General features: G+C 40.2%; 25 protein-coding genes. 11 read left to right on the forward strand and 14 right to left on the reverse strand.

What is annotated here, in order from left to right:
* The first annotated feature begins 62 nt into the window (after positions 1-62).
* Positions 63-887, forward strand: a complete 825-nt coding sequence (locus tag ACMX3D_RS15870; RefSeq protein WP_482746858.1) for a helix-turn-helix domain-containing protein — start codon at positions 63-65, stop codon at positions 885-887.
* A gap of 27 nt (positions 888-914) precedes the next feature.
* Here the strand turns inward: ACMX3D_RS15870 and ACMX3D_RS15875 are convergent, their stop codons facing one another.
* Complete coding sequence (locus tag ACMX3D_RS15875) at positions 915-1901, reverse strand: DNA-methyltransferase (protein ID WP_482752350.1); 987 nt, start codon at positions 1899-1901, stop codon at positions 915-917.
* A 209-nt stretch (positions 1902-2110) separates the two neighbouring features.
* Positions 2111-3205 (reverse strand): 3-dehydroquinate synthase, encoded by a 1095-nt coding sequence (gene aroB, locus ACMX3D_RS15880; RefSeq protein WP_482746859.1) that lies wholly within the window; start codon positions 3203-3205, stop codon positions 2111-2113.
* Positions 3206-3378: 173 nt separating this feature from the next.
* Between aroB and petL the strand changes: the two genes are divergently transcribed.
* Positions 3379-3474 carry a cytochrome b6-f complex subunit PetL gene (gene petL, locus ACMX3D_RS15885; protein WP_229542885.1) on the forward strand — a complete coding sequence of 32 codons (96 nt, stop codon included), beginning with the start codon at positions 3379-3381 and terminating at the stop codon, positions 3472-3474.
* Between the two features lie 78 nt (positions 3475-3552).
* Here petL and bioB read toward each other — a convergent pair whose 3' ends face one another.
* The 4 genes from bioB to ACMX3D_RS15905 form a co-directional block, all read right to left on the reverse strand.
* Positions 3553-4563, reverse strand: coding sequence for a biotin synthase BioB (gene bioB, locus ACMX3D_RS15890; RefSeq protein ID WP_482746860.1), 1011 nt, complete (start codon positions 4561-4563; stop codon positions 3553-3555).
* 351 nt (positions 4564-4914) lie between these two features.
* Entirely contained in the window at positions 4915-5643 is a 729-nt protein-coding gene (locus tag ACMX3D_RS15895; RefSeq protein WP_482746861.1) for a WGxxGxxG-CTERM domain-containing protein, read from the reverse strand.
* A gap of 702 nt (positions 5644-6345) precedes the next feature.
* Entirely contained in the window at positions 6346-7218 is an 873-nt protein-coding gene (locus tag ACMX3D_RS15900; protein WP_482746862.1) for an SDR family oxidoreductase, read from the reverse strand.
* A 123-nt stretch (positions 7219-7341) separates the two neighbouring features.
* Positions 7342-8085 carry a tetratricopeptide repeat protein gene (locus ACMX3D_RS15905; RefSeq protein ID WP_482746863.1) on the reverse strand — a complete coding sequence of 248 codons (744 nt, stop codon included), beginning with the start codon at positions 8083-8085 and terminating at the stop codon, positions 7342-7344.
* Positions 8086-8911: 826 nt separating this feature from the next.
* On the opposite strand from ACMX3D_RS15905, the gene ACMX3D_RS15910 reads away from it, so the two are divergent.
* The 4 genes from ACMX3D_RS15910 to ACMX3D_RS15925 all read left to right on the forward strand — a co-directional run bounded on the left by ACMX3D_RS15910 (position 8912) and on the right by ACMX3D_RS15925 (position 13027).
* Complete coding sequence (locus ACMX3D_RS15910; RefSeq protein ID WP_482746864.1) at positions 8912-10381, forward strand: efflux RND transporter periplasmic adaptor subunit; 1470 nt, start codon at positions 8912-8914, stop codon at positions 10379-10381.
* Positions 10378-11595: an ABC transporter permease gene (locus tag ACMX3D_RS15915; RefSeq protein ID WP_482746865.1), complete on the forward strand. Its 1218-nt coding sequence runs from the start codon at positions 10378-10380 to the stop codon at positions 11593-11595. The genes ACMX3D_RS15910 and ACMX3D_RS15915 overlap by 4 nt, the downstream gene beginning before the upstream one ends.
* A 168-nt stretch (positions 11596-11763) precedes the next feature.
* The gene (locus tag ACMX3D_RS15920; RefSeq protein WP_482746866.1) at positions 11764-11940 is read left to right on the forward strand and encodes a hypothetical protein; all 177 of its coding nucleotides are present in this window, start codon (positions 11764-11766) and stop codon (positions 11938-11940) included.
* A 328-nt stretch (positions 11941-12268) separates the two neighbouring features.
* Positions 12269-13027, forward strand: coding sequence for an ABC transporter ATP-binding protein (locus ACMX3D_RS15925; protein WP_482746867.1), 759 nt, complete (start codon positions 12269-12271; stop codon positions 13025-13027).
* A gap of 97 nt (positions 13028-13124) precedes the next feature.
* On the opposite strand, the gene ACMX3D_RS15930 is transcribed toward ACMX3D_RS15925, so the two are convergent.
* A complete protein-coding gene (locus ACMX3D_RS15930) occupies positions 13125-13655 on the reverse strand; it encodes an orange carotenoid protein N-terminal domain-containing protein (protein ID WP_482746868.1) in 531 nt (176 codons plus the stop codon).
* 215 nt (positions 13656-13870) lie between these two features.
* Here ACMX3D_RS15930 and ACMX3D_RS15935 point away from each other — a divergent pair, with 215 nt between their 5' ends.
* Entirely contained in the window at positions 13871-14245 is a 375-nt protein-coding gene (locus tag ACMX3D_RS15935) for a hypothetical protein (protein ID WP_482746869.1), read from the forward strand.
* Between the two features lie 146 nt (positions 14246-14391).
* Here the strand turns inward: ACMX3D_RS15935 and ACMX3D_RS15940 are convergent, their stop codons facing one another.
* Both ACMX3D_RS15940 and queG read right to left on the reverse strand, forming a co-directional pair.
* Entirely contained in the window at positions 14392-15030 is a 639-nt protein-coding gene (locus ACMX3D_RS15940; protein ID WP_482746870.1) for an HAD-IA family hydrolase, read from the reverse strand.
* The gene (gene queG / locus ACMX3D_RS15945; RefSeq protein ID WP_482746871.1) at positions 15005-15979 is read right to left on the reverse strand and encodes a tRNA epoxyqueuosine(34) reductase QueG; all 975 of its coding nucleotides are present in this window, start codon (positions 15977-15979) and stop codon (positions 15005-15007) included. Before queG ends, ACMX3D_RS15940 begins: the two co-directional genes overlap by 26 nt.
* 204 nt (positions 15980-16183) lie before the next feature.
* On the opposite strand from queG, the gene ACMX3D_RS15950 reads away from it, so the two are divergent.
* Positions 16184-16705 carry an orange carotenoid protein N-terminal domain-containing protein gene (locus ACMX3D_RS15950; protein ID WP_482746872.1) on the forward strand — a complete coding sequence of 174 codons (522 nt, stop codon included), beginning with the start codon at positions 16184-16186 and terminating at the stop codon, positions 16703-16705.
* A 181-nt stretch (positions 16706-16886) separates the two neighbouring features.
* Positions 16887-17300, forward strand: coding sequence for a ketosteroid isomerase family protein (locus ACMX3D_RS15955; protein WP_482746873.1), 414 nt, complete (start codon positions 16887-16889; stop codon positions 17298-17300).
* A 19-nt stretch (positions 17301-17319) separates the two neighbouring features.
* Here the strand turns inward: ACMX3D_RS15955 and ACMX3D_RS15960 are convergent, their stop codons facing one another.
* The 4 genes from ACMX3D_RS15960 to ACMX3D_RS15975 all read right to left on the reverse strand — a co-directional run bounded on the left by ACMX3D_RS15960 (position 17320) and on the right by ACMX3D_RS15975 (position 20967).
* Positions 17320-17760 carry a hypothetical protein gene (locus tag ACMX3D_RS15960; protein ID WP_482752351.1) on the reverse strand — a complete coding sequence of 147 codons (441 nt, stop codon included), beginning with the start codon at positions 17758-17760 and terminating at the stop codon, positions 17320-17322.
* A gap of 205 nt (positions 17761-17965) precedes the next feature.
* Positions 17966-18391: an ATP-binding protein gene (locus tag ACMX3D_RS15965; RefSeq protein ID WP_482746874.1), complete on the reverse strand. Its 426-nt coding sequence runs from the start codon at positions 18389-18391 to the stop codon at positions 17966-17968.
* Between the two features lie 3 nt (positions 18392-18394).
* Complete coding sequence (locus ACMX3D_RS15970) at positions 18395-20065, reverse strand: SpoIIE family protein phosphatase (protein ID WP_482746875.1); 1671 nt, start codon at positions 20063-20065, stop codon at positions 18395-18397.
* Between the two features lie 185 nt (positions 20066-20250).
* Positions 20251-20967, reverse strand: a complete 717-nt coding sequence (locus ACMX3D_RS15975) for a response regulator (RefSeq protein ID WP_482746876.1) — start codon at positions 20965-20967, stop codon at positions 20251-20253.
* A gap of 739 nt (positions 20968-21706) precedes the next feature.
* Here ACMX3D_RS15975 and ACMX3D_RS15980 point away from each other — a divergent pair.
* Together ACMX3D_RS15980 and ftsE are read left to right on the forward strand one after the other, a co-directional pair.
* Positions 21707-22459, forward strand: a complete 753-nt coding sequence (locus tag ACMX3D_RS15980; protein ID WP_482746877.1) for a WecB/TagA/CpsF family glycosyltransferase — start codon at positions 21707-21709, stop codon at positions 22457-22459.
* Positions 22460-22705: 246 nt separating this feature from the next.
* Positions 22706-23455: a cell division ATP-binding protein FtsE gene (gene ftsE / locus ACMX3D_RS15985; RefSeq protein WP_482746878.1), complete on the forward strand. Its 750-nt coding sequence runs from the start codon at positions 22706-22708 to the stop codon at positions 23453-23455.
* A gap of 39 nt (positions 23456-23494) precedes the next feature.
* Here the strand turns inward: ftsE and ACMX3D_RS15990 are convergent, their stop codons facing one another.
* Positions 23495-24274, reverse strand: a complete 780-nt coding sequence (locus tag ACMX3D_RS15990) for a hypothetical protein (protein ID WP_482746879.1) — start codon at positions 24272-24274, stop codon at positions 23495-23497.
* Between the last annotated feature and the right edge of the window lie 158 nt (positions 24275-24432).

A 24432-nucleotide genomic window follows, 5' to 3' on the forward strand; every position in this document is an offset into this window, starting at 1 on the left:
GTTTCCATATTTTGAAGCCATTCATAAGATTTGAAACGTACTTTTAGTCCGTTTTAAATTTTATGAGTTCCAAAAAGTATAAGGAAGCTAAACAACTCTTTGGCGATAGAGTGCAAGCACTTCGGAAAGAAAGAGGAATTACACAAGAGCAACTTGCAGAGTCTATTAATAAATCTGTTGAGCATATTAGCTATATAGAGCGTGGTGAGCGTACCCCATCTTTCGAGACAATTCTAGATATTGCTGAAGCTCTTAAAGTATCAGTGCCGTATTTGATGAACATCACTCCTCTAGCCGATATCAGCACTAACTTTATTACTGAATTACAAACTCCAGTTGTTCCTCCTTCTCTTGTTCAACCTGTTGAGGAACCAGTTAATACGACGAAGGAGCGACGCTCTGATTTAGAGCGACTACAGACTGCACTTGAGGCTATACAGGAATTACAAAGCCTTGCAAATGAATATGGCATCAATGATGTTTTCCAGGATAATGGAGGAAAAGTTCTTCAAGTGTTGATTCTACTTGGCTTGCGTATATCTCCTGGACGGGAAGGAAACGATGCACTTGACGCAGAAGGAAATGAGTATGAATTAAAAACGATTAATAAACTTCTAAGTAGAAGTGTTACAACGCACCATCATCTTAATCTTGATATCTTAGCCAAATACCGAGCTGTAAAAGCTTGGTATATTGCTGTGTATGAAGGAATATTATTAAAGGCCATATATAAAGTTGATCCTAGCTCACTGGAAACTAAGTTTAGCTACTGGGAATCTAGAATAGTGGGAGGTATGGAGTCTATTAATAATCCTAAAATTCCTCTAGGGCTGATAGAAAGGGAAGGCGAAAAGGTCTACCCAAAACAAGATGAACAAGCAATTTAAAGAAAATTGCTAATTTAGTAAATTCACTCAAAAATTTATGGCTAATTGTTTTGTAGTCTTTAAATAAATAGAGCCTTGTTGAGTAAGAAGGCTCTCGTAGAGAGCAAGAGCTTCATTTGGAGTGTGAGATTTATCCAAGAAGCGAAAAGCTGAGGATGCTAAATAGGATAAATCTTTTTCAAAAGCTATCCAATTTCTCTCTAGTTGTTCAGCTGCAAAACCCGTAGTATTTGAGCCTGAAAATATATCTAGAACTTTATCTCCTGGTTCAGTTAGAAATTTTATAAAAAACATCGGTAGTTTTTGGGGAAATCTCGCCGGATGAGGAGGAACAGAAATAGACTTACATAGTTGTATATAACTTGAATTACTTTCAGTATTTGGAATTTCTAACAAGTTTGATGGGATAGCACCTCCATTATTAGTAGCAAAACTCTTACCAATATCGTGACCTGAAGGTCTTTCTTTAGGTTTGTAATACTTCTCTGGGTCTGCTTGTAGCTTCTTCATCCGCTCAGAGTAAGGTACTAAAACATTGCTGACATTAGCTTTAGGATTGTCAGTTTTTGAAAGCCACCATACAGTATTTACAGAATCTTTTGCCCGAATCTTTCGTTTGTTAACCCATTCAATAGGAGAAGGTAGTTTTGCAGGGTTAAACCAGAAAAATTCTTCTGCCAGTCTAAACTCTAATTCGTCGCAAAGCCTAATTAAAACTCTATAGTTGTAGAGAGAACGTACTGGTCGCTTACTTTGATAAGCTCCGCCCAAGTCAAGGATAAAGCTACCTGTTGGCTTGAGAATTCTATAAACTTTCTTACAAAATTCAATCAACCAATCAACATATTCCTCTTGGTCTACGTTTCCATAAGTCTTTTTACGTTGCAGAGCGAAAGGTGGTGAGGTCATCACCAAGTCAATTGAGTCTGATTCAAGCTGCTCTAGTAGTTCAACTGAATCACCAACATAAGCTGCACCGTAGTCTGTAATATATAGGGGGTTTGTAAGAGGCATTGTATAACGTACTGTAAGTCCGTTATATAAATATAATGCTAAAATGCAAACGTGGCATATTTTTTGCACCCGACCCTGCAAGTATCTACATATGCACGCTTTTCGTCCACCGCCAAACACTGCGCTGCAACGGACGGCACAGAGCTCCTTGTGGTAACTCAGAGTTTATCTGCCGCCTCACAACCTCACTGTTAGCTAATCTATTGCATTTATTGCATTTCTTGTAATACTTGCTGGATGACATCTGCTGGTACTTGGTCGGTAACTGTAACTACACCAATTTGAGTTGGTAAAACAAACCGTACTTTACCTGCTTTGACTTTTTTATCTAGTTGGAGTGCATCAATAATTGCAGCAATATCTACACCCGCAGGTAATTTTGTTGGTAAACCTGCTTTTTGAATGATGGCATTTTGTCGGTCAGTTTCTGCTTGTTGCCACATACCCAAGTTGACAGCAATTTGTCCAGCAGCTACCATACCGATCGCTACAGCTTCGCCATGATTCAGTAACCGATAACCTGTCAAACTTTCTATGGCATGACCGATAGTGTGTCCATAATTCAAAATCGCCCGTATTCCGCCTTCTTTCTCATCTTTGCCGACAACATCAGCTTTGGCTTGACAAGAGCGAGTCAATATCTCGTTCAACAGTTCCGGCTTCATGTATCGGAGTTGATTGAGATGTTTACTGGCTTCCATTTGGGTAAACAATTCCGCATCCCAAATTACGCCATACTTGATGACTTCTGCCATCCCTGCACGAAACTCGCGTACAGGCAGAGTTTTCAATACTTCTGGGTCAATTAATACTAAACGCGGTTGATGGAATGCGCCAATTAAGTTTTTGCCATTGGGATGATTTACACCTGTTTTGCCACCAATGGCAGAGTCTACCATTGCTAAAAGAGTGGTAGGCACTTGGACAACGTTAATTCCCCGCAGCCAAGTTGCAGCCGCAAAACCAGTCATGTCACCAATTACGCCTCCCCCTAAAGCTACCATTGTGGAGGAACGTTCCAGGCGGTTTTCTAAGGCAACATCGTAGAGTTTTTGGATAGAATTGAGGGTTTTGTAGCGTTCCCCAGCGGGTAAGCAATAACTAGCTACTTCAAATCCCGCCGATTTTAATGATGCGATCGCTCTTTCGCCATAATGCTTGAAAATGGTGGGATTAGAAACTAAAAGTACTTTCTGACCTAGCTTGAGATTGGCCATGCTTTGACCAAGTTGATCTAAACTCGCAGGTGCGATCGCAATTTCGTAAGACTGCTGCGGTAAATTAACGTTAATGGTAGAAGTCATTACCCATCCCTAAACAAGCGCTGTGGGCTTGTATTCTATCGCAATCTGGGTATGAAGTATGAAGTCTGAAGTATGAAGTCTGAAATTGCATTCTTTAGCCTGTTGACCATTGACCATTGACCCTTGACTAATGGTTCAATAGATTTAGTGAAGTATTGTGGAGAAGCATTAAAATGTTCGCAGTAGTTGCTTACATCGGTTTTTTGGCTTTATTTACAGCGATCGCAGCTGGTCTGTTGTTCGGTCTACGTGCTGCTAAAATCCTCTAAGAATTAAGGGTATGGGGGTGTAAGGGTAGAAGTGAGGCAGAATTCCCTTACACCCTTAACCCCTTGCACCCTATTTAGTTATCCTACAGCCGCAGGACTAGCTACCTGATTTTGTCTTTGAACAGGTGGACGCATTTCTAAGCCCAACAAGTTCAACATTTCCTGGTCAGCATCATAATCTGGACAAGGTGTGGTAACTGTGAGCATTTTGTTATCGTCGCTCGAAAAGATAGAATTAGCTCCTGCCATAAAGCAAAAAGCTTGTTCAACTTGAGAAAGTCGGGCGCGGCCAGCACTCAACCGCACATCAGAAGTGGGCATCACAATACGTGCTGTGGCAATCATCCGCACTACATCCCAAAAGGGGACATCTGGTTGATTTTCTAGCGGCGTTCCTTCAACTTGAGAAAGAATGTTAATGGGGACTGACTCTGGATGAGGATTGAGGTTTGCCAGAGTGCATAACATTGATACACGGTCAGCCGCAGTTTCGCCTAAGCCCAAGATACCACCAGAGCAGACAGTCACGTTAGTTTGCCGGACATTTTCAATTGTATTCAGGCGATCGCTGTAAGTCCTGCTGGTAATAATTGTGCTGTAATAGTCTTCCGAGGTGTCTAAGTTGTGGTTGTAAGCATACAATCCGGCTGTTTCTAATCGCTTTGCTTGGTCAGCTGTTAACATACCAAGGGTGCAGCATACTTCTAAACCCATGTCAGTCACTTCTTTGACCATTTCCAGCACTGTTTCAAACTGAGAGTTATCTCGCACTTCTCGCCACGCCGCACCCATACAGACACGACTTACACCTTTTTGTTTAGCTGTTTGGGCAATATTCACCACTGTATCTTTGTCCAGAAGCGCCTGTGGTTTTACTTCTGTTTTGTAACGAGAAGATTGAGCGCAGTAGCTACAATCTTCAGGGCAACCTCCTGTTTTAATGGAGATCAGTTTACAGACCTGTATTTTTTTAGGGTCATGATATTGGCGATGTACACTAGCAGCTTGATAAATCAGCTCTAGCAATGGCATTTCGTAAATCTTCTGAATCTCTGCTTCCTGCCAATCGTAGCGTATTCCCACCGACATTCAATAAATCCTTCTTGTTGACTGGATTGATTAATATCTGTCTTATTGCTGGATCTGTTGAAGTACTGCTTTCAATCCTAAGGCTGTAGACATTAGACATCAGCTTATCAATATTTTGCTGGGATGGCAGACTAATACATTTTGGATTTTGGATTTTAGATTTTGGATTTTAGATTGGAAATTGCTATCTGTGTATAGCTTCTATCAATTCATCTGTCGCAAATATTTTTCAAATTGGTATATTAGGTCAATATAAATAAACTAAAAACATAAATCCCCGACTTTTTTAAAAGTCAGGGATCTAAAATATGTTGTGCAAATTTAGCTGCAAGAGTCAGGCTGGATGGTGATTTAATATCTGGTAGTCGAACGCACTTCATTAGGATCACGGTAAACTGTGGGTTCCTGGCGCTTACCAGTTAATCCTGCTAAACCAGCCAGACCAAGTAAACCTAACCAACCCCAATTGGAATTGCGATCGCCTCTCACATCGTTAGTTCCTTGGTAAGAGGTAGTACCTGTAGTGTTTGTCCTTCCTTGATCTGTACTGTAAGTACTTGTAGTACCAGTTCCTGTTCCTGTGGTATCTGTGGTTCCGGAACCTGTACCATAAGTGCCTGTAGTGCCAGTTCCGGTTGTTCCAGTGCCTGTAGTTCCTGTACCAGTTCCAGTGGTTCCAGAAGTACCTGTGGTTCCTGTACCTGTACCATAAGTACCTGTAGTGCCGGTTCCAGTGGTTCCTGTACCAGTTCCAGTAGTTCCTGTACCTGTACCATAAGTACCTGTAGTACCAGTTCCTGTGGTTCCTGTTCCAGTTCCAGTACCCGTGCCTGTAGTTCCTGTGCCAGTTCCGGTGGTTCCAGTACCTGTAGTACCAGTTCCTGTAATTCCTGTTCCAGTACCTGTAGTGTCGGTTCCGGTGGTTCCAGACGTACCTGTGGTTCCTGTGCTAGTTCCCGTTCCGCTAGTGCCTGTACCAGTTCCTCCAGTTTGAGCAGAAATAGGTGTAGATAGTGCAACTGCACAACTGATAGCGAATAAACTAACTAAAACAGACTTAGATAAATTCAGGAATTTCATGCTTTTATTTCCTTGTATGTGTGTACTAAATTCTCAATTTTTTGAGTTTTAAAAGTCTTGGTAGAGATTGATTTTTACTCTCTGTTGTGATGTTTTTTTGAAAACCTAGGCTTTTGCCTATCAGATATAAGCTACTTCCCCCGAAACGATAAACTAATTGAAAACAAGTATTTTATTTACTCATTTCATTCCATCCATCTATCAAAAAAATAGCCGCAGGCATCAGTTTATTTTTTTGAAATCATTAGACCTCTTGCATAAGTAGATTTTATCTACGTCTATCTGCGGTTAATTATTGATGTTTTAGAATTTTGCAAGAAGTCTATTAATAATTGCTTAGCTTTTTGTTGCTTAATAATAAGTAATGCCGAGTTATGCATTGTTATTAAACAATTTAAATTTTTGCAGACGATTAAGTATGCACCCTCTTTCTTGAGATATAAGTTTAAGTTAGTGAAATAACAGCAAAATGGAGGATTTAAAATTTAAACCACCCACTCAACGTTGCTATTAACCTTTGAGAGATGATTTATAAAGTAAAGCTTAAATTTTAGGGTGCGTTACGCGTTGCTATAACGCACCGAAAGATATGGTGCGTTACGGCTAATCCTAGCTCTCTCAAAGCCTCAAATCTTTGCATAGCAGTAACACACTCTACTTAATACTTACTTTATAAATAGGCTCTGAAAGCTATATCTGTTATTAATATTTGGCTATTATTTGTAATTCTTCTTTGATAGATAAAGGTTGATATCCTAACCCAAAAGCTTTAGAACTATCTAAAGAAACATCTTGTGGTCTGGGTGCTGACATTTTTATATCTTTTTGCTGGCAGGCTCTTATGCCTGTGGATGGTAGTTTAAATATTTCTACTAATAACTGCCCGAAGTCATAACGTGAAATCCGCTCTTTCCCTCCTAGGTGAATGATTCCATTCACTTTTTCTAAAGCTAACAACAATCCTTTAGCGGCTGTTGTACCACTGGCTGGTGTGCGAAATTCATCAATAAATAAATTTAATTGTTTTTCTTCTTTTAAAGTTTGAATAAATGGTTGAATAAAGCTTTGTGCCGCAGGTGTTGCCCTGCCAAACATTAAAGGCATCCGGCAGACTGCGGTCATGGGATATCGTTCTAACATACCCATTTCAGCCATGACTTTTTGCTCACCATATATATTTATAGGGCATACAGGTGCAGTTTCTTTATATGGAGCATTTAAACCATTGAAGACTTGCTCGGTTGATGTAAATACGCAAGGAATAGAATAATCTGCACACAACCCAGCTATATTGCAAGATGCTGTGACATTAATAATGTGTGATTCTTGAGGATAAATTTGACAAAAATTTGGTTGTGAGTGGGCGGCTGTATGAATAACTGCGGCTGGGTTAATATCTTTAAATAGTTGTTTTAATTCTTGAAAGTCCGTTAAATTGACTTTCAGTATTTTGATTCCTGGAATTTCTAGAAAATGTGAATAATATGTACCATAAACTTCCCATTCTGGTTTTGCTAGTTGGCAAAGATGCCATCCTAAAAAACCACTGGCTCCGGTAATTAATAATTTTTTCATATATGATTTTTGATCGCAGCGAGCAAAGCAACGCAGAGATTAGATTTAGTTATTCCAAATCATACTCTGTAACTTGCAACAGAGCGCATATTGCCACTTATACTTTCTCGCTGTTGGAAGCAGCTATTGAATTAATTGTTGAAATCTTTGATCACTACGTACTTTCTTAAAATCTGGATCGATTTTCGCTAACTGTTGGTATTTTCCTGGAACTAGACGGATGGCTGTTTTTAGGTTCTCAATCGCCAAGTCTACTTTGTTTTGTAAAGCATAAGTACAAGCTCTATTGTAATAAGCTTCTGGCTTGTCTGGTTTGATAGCGATCGCTTTATTATACGATGCTAGTGCTTCTGGATAACGTTGCAGTTTTGTCAAGGCTATGCCTCGGTTTATCCAGGCTTCGTGCTTGTTTGGTTTAATGGCGATCGCTTTATCATAAGCTGCAATTGCTGCTTTATAACTTTGCAATGCAACTAAAGCATTACCTCGGTTGTACCACGCTTCATCTTTATCAGCTTTTATGGCGATCGCTTTATCATACGATGCTAGTGCTTCTGTGTGTTTTTGCAATTTTGTTAAAGCTATGCCTCGGTTTATCCAAGCATCAGCACTTTCTGGTTTGAAGGCGATTACTTTGTCATATATTGCTATAGCATCTTGGTAACGTTGCTCATCTAATAATTGATTGCCTTCATGAAATAAATCTTCTGCCTTTTGACTAGTTTTTGCTTCTGTCAGCAACTGAGAAACATTAATTTCTTGCACCACTTGCTGGGTATTTTTGATTGATAATTGTGCTTTGTTATCGCAGCCAGATGCGAAGCAAATAATCAAGCCAGAGGCAACAAAGCAGCGCCAAAAGACCATGCTGTACCTATAGAACTCTAATTTTGATGTTAAGTCATTTTGATATTTCTTAATAGTATCAGAAAAGACTGTTCTTTTTTAATTAATTTGCTTATCTGGGCAATCACTAAATTTTGCTGCTCAGGAAACTAATAGATAAATTACAGATTGAGCTTTGACTACACAAGCTTTTCAGCTTATATTTGGCGTAATTAATTTTGTGTAACTATAGGAATTCGATTTGGTTACTGAAAATCCTTGTGTAGGTAGGGAACTCTTAACAGGGAACAGATAATAGGAAAGTTAGATGTGTACTGATTTTTTTCACTAATCAAATATGAATCCTATAGCTTGAAAATAACCGCGCTGAGACTCAGAGATAGTTGCGAGGAAAGGACGTTTTTCATTTTTGGTAGTGCTTTAGGCTAACGCCATAACACAACGCCAGTTGACGACAGTTAGGGAGTCGGGAAACCATCTGTTGCATTTCCTTCGGGGGGAAACCCCCTCTTTTGCGGACTGTCTCACCACGGCACTGTCTCCTTTATGCCGGGAACCCGTCCACTGCACTGACTCCCCTAGTCAATAATTTACTTTAGAGGATGTCTGAAAACTTTTTTTGGTGTTGTATTCAGGACTTTGATGAAATCTCGGAGTTCACCCATTTAGGTGAAGGCGCGTAAAATTACTAAAGACTAGTATTAAGGAACGTTAATTGATATGTTACAAAGTTCTAAATAACTAGAAGAAGTACTATCTGTCATTTTAGCCCTACAGCTTGTAACCCATCCCAACTAGTAACTCTAGCTCAATTCAAAAGCCCAAAAGTATTTATTAGACCGTGATTATGAACACCTACATAGAAGTCCCCGTTATTGGCAAAGTGTATCACCCATTCCGCTGGCTGATGGGGTTGATAGCCACGGGTGCTGTTGTTGTTGGTGTTGCTACTACTGCCAACATATTTAATCGGGGAGTAAACGAACAAGATGTTACACAACTAACTGTGCCTGTAGAAGCTAAAAATGTGACTTTGAAAATTACTGCTAGTGGTAAGGTTGTCCCCGTTCAAAGTGTGAATATCAGTCCGAAAAATCCTGGGGTGCTGGCAGAATTATATGTCGAACAGGGCGATCGCGTACAGCAAAATCAAGTTATCGCCCGGATGGATATAAGCGATTTACAAGCCCAAATTCTTCAGTACCGCGCCAACTTAGCCCAAGCCCAAGCCCAATTAGACCAGGCCTTAGCCGGGACTCGTCCCCAAGAAATTATGCAAGCGAAAGCCCGTTTGCGGCAAGCCCAAGCTCAATTAGCCCAAGCGCGGGCTGGTAATCGTCCCCAAGAAATTGCCCAAGCTCAAGCCCAAGTTGATGCAGCCCAAGCGCGGGTAAACTACACCATAGAACAAGTCAAGCGTTACCAATATCTTTACCAAGAAGGTGCAGAGAAAAAGCAATTATTAGATCAAGCAATCAGTGAAGATAAATCTGCTAAAGCTAATTTAGAAGAAGCTCGTCGGCGGTTGTCGCTAATGCAAAGTGGCTCGCGCAGTGAAGAAATAGAAATGAAAGAAGCCGCTGTTACCGAAGCACAAGCCGCATTAGTTTTATTAGAAAATGGTACACGCAAAGAAGAAATTGCCCAACGCCAAGCCGCAGTTAAAGCAGCGCAAGCTCAATTAGCAGCGGCTAATGTCAAAATGCAAGAAACGATCATTCGCGCACCCTTTGATGGAATTGTGACGCAGAAATATGCCAACATCGGCGCATTTGTCACACCAACTACCTCTGCATCTACAAGTGCGTCGGCAACTTCTAGTTCTATTGTGGCTGTTGCTAAAGGTTTAGAAGTCTTAGCACAAATCCCCGAAGCAGATATTGGCAGAGTTAAACCAGGACAAGAAGTAGAAATTGTGGCTGATGCTTATCCTGACCAAGTATTTAAAGGTCGTGTCCGCTTGATTGCGCCAGAAGCAGTGGTAGAACAAGGTGTGACATCTTTTCAGGTGCGGGTGACTTTAGATACAGGTTTGGATAAACTACGTTCTGGCTTAAATGTTGACTTGACTTTTTTAGGCGATCGCATCAGCAATACTTTAGTATTACCCACCGTGGCCATTGTCACCGAAAAAGGTAAAACTGGTGTACTTGTCCCTGATGCGAAAAATCAACCCCAGTTTCGAGAAGTCACAACAGGAGCGCAAGTTGGCGACCAAACTCAAGTTTTGTCAGGAGTGAAAGTAGGCGATCGCGTGTTTGTTGACTTACCCAAGGACTATAAAATCAAGAAGGCGCAGGAATCACAAAAGCAATGAACTTCTTAGAAAGCGTACAAATGGCACGGAAAACTCTGCTGTCGAATAAGCTGCGTAGCGCCCTCACCATGCTAGGTATAGTTATTGGTAATGCTTCGGTAATTGCCATGATTGGCATTGGTGAAGGTGGACAGAGATACGTTTCTAATCAGTTAGAATCTTTGGGGCCGAACGTATTGTTTGTGATTCCTGGTAATCAAGAAACTCAGCGTATTTCTCGTGATGTGCCGAAAACTTTAGTTCTGGAAGATGCTAGAGCGATCGCTACTCAAGTACCAACCATAGCAGATGTGACTGCGGAGTTAAACAGCAGGCAGGTGGTGACTTACGCTAACAAAAACACCGATGTCAACATTATCGGGACAACGCCCAGTTTTTTAACAGTGCGAGACTTTGAAACCGACAAAGGGCGGTTTTTTACTGAAGTAGACATGAAACGCAGTAACCAAGTTGTGGTGCTGGGTGCAAAATTGGCTGAAAGACTTTTCGGTAATAGTAATCCTGTTGGTCAGCAGTTACGCATCAAGGATACCAGTTTTCGGGTGATTGGAGTTTTAGCTGCCAAAGGTTCCAATTTAGGTGTTGATTATGATGATGCGGCCTTGATACCTGTAATTACAATGGCAAACCGCATTGTCGGACGGACTTCTCCTTATGGATTAGAGTTAACTTTTATTGTCGCTTCGGCGAAGAATGCCAATAGTGTAGATGCAGCAGTTTTTCAAATTACCAATTTGCTGCGACAACGCCACAAAATCATCGGCGAAGATGACTTTACCATCCGCACACAAAAAGATGCTTTGCAAACAGTTGGTCAAATTACAGGTGCATTAACAATTATGCTGGCTGCGATCGCTGGCATCTCTCTATTTGTCGGCGGAATCGGTATCATGAATATCATGCTAGTTTCCGTCACCGAACGCACCCAAGAAATCGGACTGCGAAAAGCAATCGGTGCAACAGAACAAGATATATTGCTACAGTTCATGATTGAAGCGGTGATTGTCTCTGCAATTGGCGGTATAGTCGGAACCGCTGTTGGTGTCAGTGGCATTATGATAGTTGCAAGTTTAACGCCCTTAGAAGCAGGCATATCTCCCATAGCCATTACTACCGCAGTTGGTGTTTCTGGTGCGATCGGTTTATTCTTCGGTGTCGTTCCTGCTCGCCGTGCGGCTAAACTTGACCCAATTGTGGCATTAAGAAGTGCTTAGTATATTAGTTGACAGGATTAAAAACCTCGCAGACTCTTGTCCGAGGGCGATCGCCTTTCTCATGCTTTTATATTAAAGTATAAAATTATACCATTTAGCTACTAAGATAAAAAATATTTGCGATAATCAAGATCCCCAATTTTTTACAAAAGTCAGAGATCTGATGTCTTGAAACCTTGTCGTTATGACACAGAACCTTGTCGTTATAAAACGAAACCTTGTCGTCACGACACAGAACCCTGTCGTTATAAAACGAAACCTTGTCGTCACGACACGAAACCCTGTCGTTATGAAACGAAACCTTGTCGTGACGACACAGAACCCTGTCGCCACAACACGGTTTAAATTCATATCCCACTTTTAGTAAACACGACAACATTGAAAAAGCGATCGCTTTTTAAACAACACCATCCAAGTAATAGGTATCGGCTTTGGAGGCGGTGCAATTATCTCCGGTGTTATTGTCCAACACATTGATAAAATAAACCAACCCTTAGCCAAATTCTCTCCTAACAATCCACCCCATCCCTTTTGAACATCTTTAATATTGAGTTTATTTGTTACCTTTATTTGTATTAGGTTGGGTTTGTGGTGGATAAATAAAGGACTAGGGGGAAAACTAAAATAAAATTAATTACTATTGAATTGAGCATTAATTAATAACTAAATATTTATGACAACTGTTTCAATAACCGATTCTTTAGTTCCTAATCCTGTACCAAAATCGGCAATTATTCGTTTAGAAAATATCTTTAAAGTCTACGGTAGCGGTGAAACCGAAGTCAAAGCCCTCAACGATGTGAATTTAACTATCCATGAAGGCGAGTATTGTTCAATTATGGGGCCTTCTGGTTCAGGTAAATCTACAGCCATGAATATTATCGGCTGTTTAGATCGTCCCACAGGCGGACATTATTATTTAGATAACGTTGATGTTGCCCAAATGGATGATAAAGCTCTAGCACACATCCGCAATAAAAAATTGGGGTTCGTCTTCCAACAATTTCATCTTTTACCCCAACTGACAGCCTTAGAAAATGTTATGTTACCAATGGCCTATGCTAATGTTAACCCGACAGAAAGACGCGATCGCGCGGTTGTTGCACTCACACGAGTTGGTTTAGAAAAACGCCTCAACAACAAACCAAATCAACTCTCAGGCGGACAACAACAAAGAGTAGCGATCGCTCGTGCAATTGTCAACCGTCCCGTCGTACTCCTCGCCGATGAACCCACAGGCGCACTTGACTCTCGCACAACCCAAGAAGTCTTAGACATTTTCACCGAATTAAACGCCAGTGGTATCACCGTAGTCATGGTAACTCACGAACCCGATGTAGCTCGTCAAACCCAGCGAATTGTTTGGTTCCGCGATGGTGAAGTAGTACACTCTCACCTAACACCAAATGATTTGACTCACTTGGCTGTTTGAGCAAAACTTAAGAATTGTTTTTGTTCAGATACCCGACTTATCAAAGAAGTCGGGTATCTTGTGTCTCACGAATGATTAAAATCGCTCTATCTACAAATTAAAGACTAGAAGTTTTACCAGTTTCAGCTTGAGTTTCAATTGGCTGGACATCACTGTAGCCCATTTCGCCAGCAATGGTTCTAAACACTGACATTTGCGCTTCAAAATCTAAACCTTGAATTTGAGAAAGCAAATCATTAATTGCTTTACTTGGTTCGTAGTTATCAGGATAATCAACTACTGAATCACCCATTGCTACAGCCCAAACATACCAAACTAACAATTGATTATTTTCTTTCAATGCACCGTAAGCGCGAGAATATTCTGTGTCTTTGCGGTTAACTATATCCCGCATTACATTCAATTGTTCTTCATCAGAAAGTTGGAGATAATCATTTAATAAAAGTGGTGCTAATTCCGGTTCTGCCGCAGCCGGAGCCGCAGGAGTAATGGAGTCACCCATGTTTTCATAAACAAGATAAAACCATGCTAATTTAGCATCAGTATCTAAACTATTAAAGGCTTTGACAACATTTTGAGTTTCATTACTTAAAGCTTGAGGAGCGTTTTTTTCGTAACTGGCAGTCATAATTTATCTCCGAGAAATTATCATATCAAACTAAGAGTTAACAAAATTTGATAATTACGATCTCCCCTCTAGAGAAAGACTTATTTCAATTTAGAATTAAAATTTATATCTACCTATTAATAGAGGTCATAATCTCTCCCTAGGTGGCAGTAATTCAGCAATTTACCTTGGTACAATCGCCCCAGCATTTAAGAAAATTACACAAGAGTTAAATTATGGCTGATACAATAAAACCCAATCCCAATGAAGCTACTACCCATGATGCACAATTAGCCGCAGAAAATATGGCTAGTGGCGAAGAAAAAGTACAAAAAGTAGATTTTGAGGCTGATTACGCAGCAGCACAGCAGTTCAGCGTTAGCGAAATAGACCGTACCCCCGAAGGCGAAGCAGCAGCACAAGCAGCAACCGCACCTAAATTAGAAGTTCCCGAAGCAGAAGATAGAACTACTGAAGCCCAACCAACAGGTAATCCTGATGATTATTTAGAGTTAGCAAAAGAAGTTGGTGGTTCTCGCAACGAAGGCGTTTCTAATGTCAGCGATGATTTAGTAAAACAAGCTATAGAAAAGGGTCAACCTAAAAAATAGTCATCTAAAGTATGAAGTGTGAAGTGTGAAGTATAAAAATTCATACTTCACACTTTATGCTTTGTTCTTGATTTATATAGATAGTAGTTAATGTAGAAGTGACCAAAAAAATTACTTCCCACTCCCCATTACCAGTTACCTTTTAATTAACAACAATTTTTCACAATATCTAGCAGTTCGCTAGGATGATGAATTAAAAAATCTGGCTTTTGCTTTGATAATACTTCTGGAGAATTAAATCCCCAAGTGACTGCCACTACTTTAATATTAGCTTTCTTGGATGCTTCTATATCTCTGGTCTCATCACCCACATAAATAACTGCTTGAGTTTTCAGTTGCTTTTGCTTCAATACATTATTGATTATTGTTGTTTTGCCAAAAATTGTTACTCCGGAATAAATAAAATCAAAAAGGTTATCTAAATCATGATGGTTCAAGAAAGCTGTAACGTTTTCTTGAGAGTTAGATGTGATAATTCCTAACTTGTAACCTTGATTTTTTAGTTCTGTAAGTGCTTCTTGAATGCCGGGAATTGGTTGAAATTCGTGAATTTTATTTTTTAGTTCTGATTTGACTTTCTTGAGGAGAAAAGGAATTTTCAAGAGAGAAACACCTGAGTATTTAATAATTTCTCTCGAAGTTAAATTTCTCAAGTGAGCGAGTTGTTCAGGAGTGATTTGTTTATAGCCAAACTCTATAGCTAAACGATTGGCAATACCTATAAGAGCATCTACTGTATCTGCAATCGTGCCATCAAAATCAAAAACAATTACTTTCTGAGTCATTATTTTGCCTGGATGCGTCAAGATTAGCACGGGCATTCCGTCTTAACATTTCTGGCTTAATCCGCCGCAACGCTGATGCCGGAAATCGTTTATCCCACTCCTCATCTGAGATTTTTGCTAATTCTATCAGCTTGGGCGCAATATTCCCAGGATACGGTTGAAAATCAGCCACATCAGTTGTGTGGGCAAATCGCTGATTCCAAGGACAAACATCTTGGCAAATATCGCAACCAGCAACCCAGCCTTGTAAGTTTGATGCGATCGCCTCTGGTAATTTTTCTCCCCGATTTTCGATTGTATGGTACGCAATGCAGCGATTGGCATCTACTACAAACGGTTGGGTAATTGCACCAGTAGGGCAAGCTTCCATACAACGAGTACAGCTACCGCAATGTTGTGTATGGGGGCGATCGCATTCTAGTTCTAAATTTGTCACAACTTCCCCCAAAAATACCCAAGAGCCATACTCTCTAGTAATTACATTCCCATTTTTGGCAATCCAACCAATTCCGGCATTTTGCGCCCAGACTTTATCCTGCACAGGGCCAGTATCTGCATAGTACCTGGCTTTCACACCTTCACCCAGTGATTCTAACCAAGCAGTCAGCTGCTTGAGTTTTTTGTGCATGACCTTGTGATAGTCTCGCCCCCAGCCATAGCGAGAGATTTTGGCGTATTCTTCACCTTCCGGGCGTTGATGTGGGGTGTAGTAATTCAGCGCCACACACACAAGCGATCGCGCTTCTGGCATTACTAAACTAATATCTTGTCGTTTCGGGTTACCCATCCATGCCATATCGGCGTGATAACCCAGGCTTATCCATGCTTGTAACCTCTGTGCTTCTGTATTATCTCCCTCATCTACAGCAGCAATTCCAACTTTGTGAAAGCCTAGCTCTAAAGCTTTTTCTTTTACTTTACTGCTGCTGGTTACATAACACTGATTCATTTTCTTGATTTCAATTTTGCCCAGATTTTGAGCAGCGTTATTATACCTTACACAGTCAATACTGCCATAGAAAGTTTGCTACCCCAGGTATTTGTAAATTTTATTTGCAACTTGTAAAGAAATAATGCAACATTGGAAAGCAAGAGGCAATATAAGCCTCTCTCTAATTTCCAGCATACTTAACTAATCAACTGTGGTGCCATCATGACATTCACTTCTGATTCAGCATCAACCCGCTTCTCTAAAGCTGTTAACTACAGCATTCAGCCTGTTGATGCTGTTGCTTCCACAATTGCTGTATTTCAAAGCTTAAGTGTCGATGACCAACTAGCAGTGCTGTGGTATGCTTACACAGAAATGGGGCGTTCTATTACACCAGCAGCTACAGGCGCGGCTCGTTTACAGTTAGCTGAAGGCCTACTAAATCAAATCAAGCAGATGTCCCACGCCGACCAATTAAACGTAATGCGTGACTTGGTTGCGAAGAAAAATACTGCCTTTACTCGCTCTTACGGTATTCTGAGTGCAAACACCAAGTTGGCTTTTTGGTACGAATTATCAGAATTGATGGTGAAAGGTTTTGTTGTACCAGTACCAAGCGACTACAAACTTTCTCGCGACGGTGGACAAGTACTAGAAGCAATCAAAGAATTAGATTTTGGTCAACAAATTACAGTTCTTCGCAAAGTAGTCACTGAAATGGGTGTTGATCCTTTAGCTGACTAAATAACATTGTGATATTCTCCCAACCTCAATGATTTGCCAAAAGTTGTTCCCAGATAAAAATCTGGGAACAACTTCTTTCTTAAGAAATAGCTGAAATTAACAATCTACCTCAACAGCTGCTTTTTTTATATTGGCTTTTATATTCAAATTAATTTTCAGTGAGTTTAATAATGGGAATTTTATGACAACTGCTCAATCTATAAGCGCAATTCAGATTGAAGGAATTACAGAACCTTGTATCTTAAATTATTTTGCCACCTTAAATGCTGGTGAATTTGAACAAACAGCTACACTGTTTGCCGAAGATGGTGTGATGCATCCGCCCTTTGAATCTGGTATTGTAGGCAAAGATGCGATCGCATCTTATTTACAACAAGAAGCCCAAGGAGTTAAAGCCGATCCTCGCCAAGGAATTATTGAAAATTTGGAAAACGACCAAATCCAAGTTCAAATTACAGGTAAAGCCCAAACTTCTTGGTGTGGTGTAAATGTGATGTGGGTGTTTATCTTAAACGCACAACGACAAATTACCTACACCAAAATCAAACTCCTAGCTTCTCCCCAAGAGTTGCTGGCTTTGCGTCCAGAAAAATAGTTGTATGAAACAAAAAATATTAGCTCTTGGTAGCCACTGCTAACTGTAAAGAGCGCATTAATAATTTTCTTCCCAACTCAACATCTGCTGGTGCGCACACCCAATCAGGGTGTGCTGTCATGAGTAGGCTATCTAAAGTTTCTTGATCAAACAAATGCCACACAGGCGCATTATTAATTTCTGTTTCTACCGCATAGCAATTTAGGCTAACACAGCGAATTTTACAAGTTTTAGCTATTCTTCCGAAAGTTATTTGTTCCCCTGGCTGCAAAGAGCGAAATTGGCGGATAACCTGTTTAAAATCATTTATTGAGTCAACCACTAACCCAGGAATAGCTATAGTTAAATTCTTGTCTCCGTTCACAGCAATCCAATAATGGCGACTAGGATCAATCCCTTCTAGCCAAGGTAACTCATCATCCAGACGATAACGGGGAGACAAACAAAATAAAGCTTCCATAGGTGGAATCATGACTTTGATTGTAATGTAGGGGTAATCAAGGCTTGCTGTTACCAATTATTTGTTTTGGTAACTCTTCCTTTACAGTATTTGATAAGTTACCCCTATAAATCAAATAAATTTAGTAAAAGTTAGCATTCCCTTAATTTTTCTTAATACACCAGTAACCTCAATTTTTTGTGTTGAGAGTCAACAAACTTCATGGTTATTTCACCAATTCTGGAATGGTAGCTTCTAACTTTAGACAGTTAGCGCCGTTAACTTGTAATTGGTACTCGACCTTATCCATTAAACGATTCATAATCAGCCATCCATAACCACCTTCTTGTTTGTCTAGAGGGTTAGGTGCTAAATAGGTAGACATATCGTAGCCTTCACCGTAATCCCAAACTTCTAGGGAAATATCTCGTTCTTTCAGTTCCAAACGCAGTAATACTGGCAAATTTGGCTGCTCTTTGTGGGCATGACGCACCACATTAGAGTAGGCTTCTACCAAAGCCAGTCTTAAACGACTTGATTGTCGAGACCAGTCCACAGATTCTCCTAGCTGGACTTTCAAGCATCCCAGCAACCAACTTTCGACGATACTTAAATAATTCAAATCACTTGGGATATGAAGCTCACTTTTCATTATTTATAAAACCTCTAGTGAAAGTATAGTTTGATCGTCTTCTTGAACTTGATTATTTGCTTGAATACGAGCTAGTAAATGGTTCAGAGAAAGTGGTTGTGGCTCCATTTGCAGAAGTTGCCAAAGACCTTCTTGATTCAGCATAGAGTGACTAACTGTCGCAAAATCGCCATCTATTTTTCCGCATTTTATTAACTCATTTGATACTGTTGCTTCAGTAATCCCATCACTAGCTAACAGTAAAGTATCTCCCGAAGAGAGAAGCTCGCGTCCTGACTGTGCTTGCCAAGTAGGCAAAATACCTAGAGGAATGCCGCGTACTTTGAGATAGTTAGGTTGTTCAGTGGAGACAGCTTGACGTGACCACAGCAGAGGGTAGATATGTCCCGCATTCGCGTAGACTAGTTCTCCTGTAGTAGGGGTGTAACAAGCTAATACGAGTGTAATAAAGCAATTGTTACTAATTAAGTCATTGCACAGAGCGTGATTGAGATTCTTGATAATTACATGGGGTTCGGCGGGTGTTTCTTGAGATAACTCACGGCGCAGTACAGAAATGGCACTAGCCATAAATAAAGCCGCAGGCACACCTTTTCCAGAAACATCACCTACTGCTAACCATAAATCTCCTTTGGGGTGGACGAATACTTCAAAAAAATCGCCTCCGACTTCTCGTGCTGGATAGCAGCAGGCTTGTAACTTTGCGCCTTTGATATCAGGTAAAGTTTGCCGCAGCAGATTATTTTGAATTTGGCGTGCTACTTCTAACTCAGCTCTAATTTGCTCTTGTTTTTCTTGAAGACGTTGGTAGAGTTTGGCCTGGAAAAGACCTATAGCTGCTTGGTCAGCTACACCTGTAATTAATTTGATGTCTTCATCTGGCCAAAGGTCTTCGCGTCCATACTGATCAAGAGCCAGTACAGCCAATAGTTGCTGCTGATAGGTCAGAGGTACTACCAGATGGTTACAAGGGTTGCCATCAAAGGTATCTTGATTGAGTTGGTAATGACGAGTTTCGACAACTTTCTCAAACAGACTATGGTCAAAGGCACAATTTAATGCAGAAGATTTTGCGTCTTGATAAGAGAATTTATCACTTGTTAGGCGATCGCCTTCCACTGGGATCAGCAAGCAACAAGTCGCATCAAAGGTTTGTCCAATAGTGGCAACAATTTTCTGCAACATATTGCCATAATCGAGAGACTCGCGAATTGCTGTTGTCACCTCATTAAATAAAGATTCTCGTCGCAGCGAACGACGCAACTCTTGGGTGCGTTGCTTAACTAAGCGATATGTATCAGTAGCTTGTTCAACTAATACCTTTAACCGTTCAGGATTCCAAGGTTTAGTGATGTATTTGAACACTTGACCGGAGTTAATCGCATCCACCAAATCTTCAACATCCGTAAAACCAGTTAGTAAAATCCTGATCGTATCGGGAAATCGCTCTACCGTGCGACTGAGAAATTCAGTGCCATTCATTTCTGGCATTCTTTGATCTGAGATGATTACGGCCATCTCACCTTCTTTCTCCAATATTTCCAGCGCACTTAGGGCATGATTGGCTTTAAATACTTGAAAATCTCGCCTAAAAGTGCGGTAGAGTAAATCCAAATTGTCTAGCTCATCATCGACAATCATGAGCTTGAGTTTTTCTACCTCTGTTTCAGTCATATTTGACTTTAATTTCCGATACTTGTGTGGCGAGATAATGCAATTTTTATCCCACCCAATGACAACCTACAAAAAAATAAAAAACTAGCCCTAATTATAGAAGTTACCCACTTTGAACTCATAAATTCACTCAAAGTTAGCTTCTTCCTCAATTTATTTCAGGGTTGATACACCCTGAAATAACTTCATCCGACCAACCCAGAACGCAACGCTCTTACTGCTGCTTGGGTACGGTCATCAGCGCATAGCTTATTCAAAATATTCCGGACGTGTGTTTTTACAGTCCCAACGGTAATATAAAGTCGTTCAGCTATAACTGCATTGCTACAACCTTCGACAATTAACTGTAACACTTCTAACTCTCGTTCTGTCAGGGTATAAGGGTCAATTATTTCCTCTATTTCCTCAATCTCTTGATTTTCAGGGCTATTTTGGTTGTTTGTTGGAAGTATTTCCTGTTTAGGTGAATTTTGTTGTGCCTGTTGTAACACAATTCTGGCGATCGCGGGATCAATCCAAGCGTTGCCATTGTAAGTAACTCGTATTGCTTCTAGCAAATTATCAAACTTGATATCTTTCATACAGTAAGAATCTGCCCCAGCCGCAAAAGCCGCTAAAACAGCTTCTTTATTGTCTCGAAGTGTTAAAATCAAGACTCTTGTGGCATCTTCTCCAGTAACAGTGGCTTTAATTTCTCTTGTCAGGGCAATCCCATCTTTATCAGGTAACCCAATATCGACGATCGCAATATCTGGTTGTAGTATTTTTAACAATTTTAAGCCTTCTGTTGCATTGGCTGCTTCACCTATCACCTCAATTTCTGCTTTTTGCTGTAGTGCTGTCCGAATCCCAACACGGGTGAGGTCATGATCTTCGATCAAAACAATACGGATTTTATTCATTGTCAACTTCTGCCCGTTAAACTAACTGAACTGTCAAACCGAGTTGATTCAAAAATCTTAATAGATTGTCGTTGAAAAACATTTGTAAAAAATAAATATAGAATTTTTGCTGAGGTAAATTTGGTGTTTAGTAGTTTTGCTAATTGGGTGGGTGAGGAATTATCGCGCGAACATTTGATTGCATATGAAAATTTGTCTAGTTATACCTTAGATATAAATACTGACCTCAATTAGTTTAATTTTGTTTGATAATTTGGCAGGTAAGCAGACATAAATTTTAGAACTATATGAACTAATCCCAAGCGTGTCAGATAATAGCTGGTCAATGCTGCACCCTGTCAAAGACTTTTTTAGTCTACTTAGTCTGAGGCTAGTGAAAAGCTAACCTCCTTTTTTATGAGTATACTGGTTGATTTACAACAGATTCATATTTGTCAAATACTCAATACGATAACCAGAATGCGATCGCAAGTAAATATTGTCTTCAGATGACGGTTAGCTATGAAACATAGCAAATCAATAAATTTGCTAATCATTAGAAAATTTAATCACTAAAAATCGTGGTAAAGATTAAGACTTTGCCGCTTATCATCCGCTGATAGGAAGAACTTCAGGACTATTATCTCTATACTTTGAGAACTACTAATTGCCCAAAATTGCCCAAGCGACTTATTAAAATATTTGATAAACTATCGTTCGAGACAATCTGGTGTGATGTGAGGCTAATCGAGAATAGGCTATGTCTAAACCGCCTAAAGTATTTTCGGTACTGGGAATACCAGTTCATGTTATGAGTAACTATCCGGGCTGGTTGCTAGAATGCCTGCAACACAGCAGAGGAACTCATGTGGTTACGCTCAATGCAGAAATGACCATGCAAGCAGAGCGAAACAACGCACTAGCCAAGGTAATTCATGATGCTGAGTTAGTAATTCCTGATGGTGCTGGAGTTGTTTTGTATTTGCAGTGGCTGTTCTGGCAAAAAGTTCAACGTTGTCCAGGAATTGAATTGGCAGAGACATTACTGCGAGAAATTGGACACAAGCAAAAACAGACAAAGGTATTTTTTTACGGTGGCGCACCTGGGGTAGCGACAAAAGCCGCAGATTTCTGGCAACAGCAAGTTCCCGATTTAAATATAGTAGGTACTCATTCTGGCTATCATTCCAAAGAAGAAGAAGCCCAATTGCTCCAAACTCTTGCCGAATTACAGCCTCAAGTAATTTTGGTAGGTTTGGGAGTACCACGTCAAGAATTATGGATTGCCCAAAACCGCCATTTATGCCCGCAAGCAATTTGGATTGGTGTAGGCGGTAGTTTTGATATTTGGTCAGGAACCAAAACACGCGCTCCTGCTTGGTTAGGAAATAATCATTTGGAATGGCTGTATCGTTTGTATAAAGAACCTTGGCGTTGGCGACGGATGTTGGCTTTGCCAGAGTTTGCAGTCAAAGCTTTTGTTTACCGCTTAACAGCGAAAAATGCGATTTAGGGAATAGGGATTAGGAAGGCAAAAATTAAAAGGCAAAAGTCAAAAAAATCTAGTTTTTTACCTTTTTACTTTTTACTTTTGACTAGATTGATACCTACTCCCTACTCACAGACTGTGGTTATTACTGAAAACTTCAAAAAATTTTAATTTTTTACTCTTGAACTTGAGATTCCCAGGCCACACCTGGGAATCCTTATTTTTAAGAGAATCTTAAATTGAAATTTTTCAGGTGTTTAGTTCTAACCAATGAGAACAGTTATCAAAACTCCAATTAAAACTGATCAAAGTATTCCAGGAAAAGATAGTACATCTCCACAACAAAGCAGTAGTAATGCTTTGATTGTGCAATTACGCTCTGTGACAAAAACCTATGATAATGGCTGTCATGGATTGTTAGATGTAAGTTTGGAGGTTAAACAGAAAGAATTTCTGTTTATCACAGGGCCGAGTGGTTCTGGTAAATCAACACTGTTGAAATTGCTATACGGAGAAGAATTACCTACTCAGGGAGAAGTGATTGTCAATGACTGTAATGTAACAGCTTTGCGGGGCGATCGCTTGTCACTGTTGCGGCGACGGATTGGAATTGTCTTTCAAGACTACAAACTAATTCCTCAAAGAACTGTAGCAGAAAATGTAACGTTTGTATTACAAGCACAAGGTTACACTCGCAAAGAAATTCAACGGCGCTTAGAACCTACTTTAAAGCTGGTGGGCTTACTTTCTAAAGCCGACTGTTTTCCTGACCAACTTTCGGGAGGAGAACAACAACGGGTAAGTGTTGCACGAGCCATTGTGGGAACACCACCATTAATTTTGGCCGATGAACCCACAGGAAACCTCGACCCAGATAATTCTTGGCAAGTAATTCAAATTCTCCAAAAGTTAAATTCTTTTGGGGCAACAGTTATTGTAACTACCCACGATGAACAACTGGTGCGTCGGTGTAATCACCCTGTGGTGCAAGTCCGTAATGGCAAACTGTATCGGAAATAAAATATGAAGTGTGAAGTATGAAATTACCTCAGAAGTTGGTTAATAGTTCAAAATTTGGGATTTTTGGGTTTGGACTTTTAACTTGGCTGGTTTTAGAGGAGTAGCTGTGCTGGATGGTAAACTCTGTAGCTTATCTAAGGTTTGTAAACTCTCAAAAGCTGCCTCTCGAATAACCGCTTCTTCCTCTTTAGTGAGTAGAAGTTGCAAGCATTGAACAACTTCTTGCTGTAACGCAGCATTAACTGGCTGACGAGAGATAAATTTAGTGATTCGACGTACAGCGATCAAACGTTTTAATGGATCTTGTTCTGTTAAGTTAATTAACAGCTGCTCAAAAATGTCTTGTTCTTGATTGGTATCATGATTGAGAATTTGCCGAAGCAGCAAAACTAAAGTTAATAATGTTCCCAAACCTTGCAAAATCGCACCAGTAGCAATCCAAGGGCTGTGGGAGTCAACCCAGATAGCTGCTGCCATATAAGTGCTAATAGTAGCAAGACCACCACTACCAACCGCCAACACCAACCGACGATTTGGGCCGTTGAGCAATTTCTGAATTTCTACCCAACGTTGTTGCCAGTTCCATTGTTGGGTTGAGTAGGTTATTAGCATTACCCCAACACCAACAACAAGAGCTAATAGCAGTTTCCAGTTCCACAAGAGCATGGCAACGACTATTGTCAGGTAGCCTAGAACGCTTCCTGGACTGGAAAAAGGCTTGAAATTTTGCTGCTTTGGACTTCCTGACTTAAACGCTGGAAGTGACCAGTTGGGTATCTGGTTGATTAGTTGCTGCAAAGAAGACGAAGCCTTTGCCACAGTATTTACCTAATTGTTTACGAGATTTTCTAATATATCTTTTACCAGGGATTAGGCGCATGATGAAGTCAAAATTACTCATAATTGCCAGTCCTGACGAGATTGATACAGTGAAGCTACTTTCTTTTACCCCACGCATACATCTGGGGGCTGGCATT

The organism is Anabaena sp. TISTR 8404, from assembly GCF_056847745.1.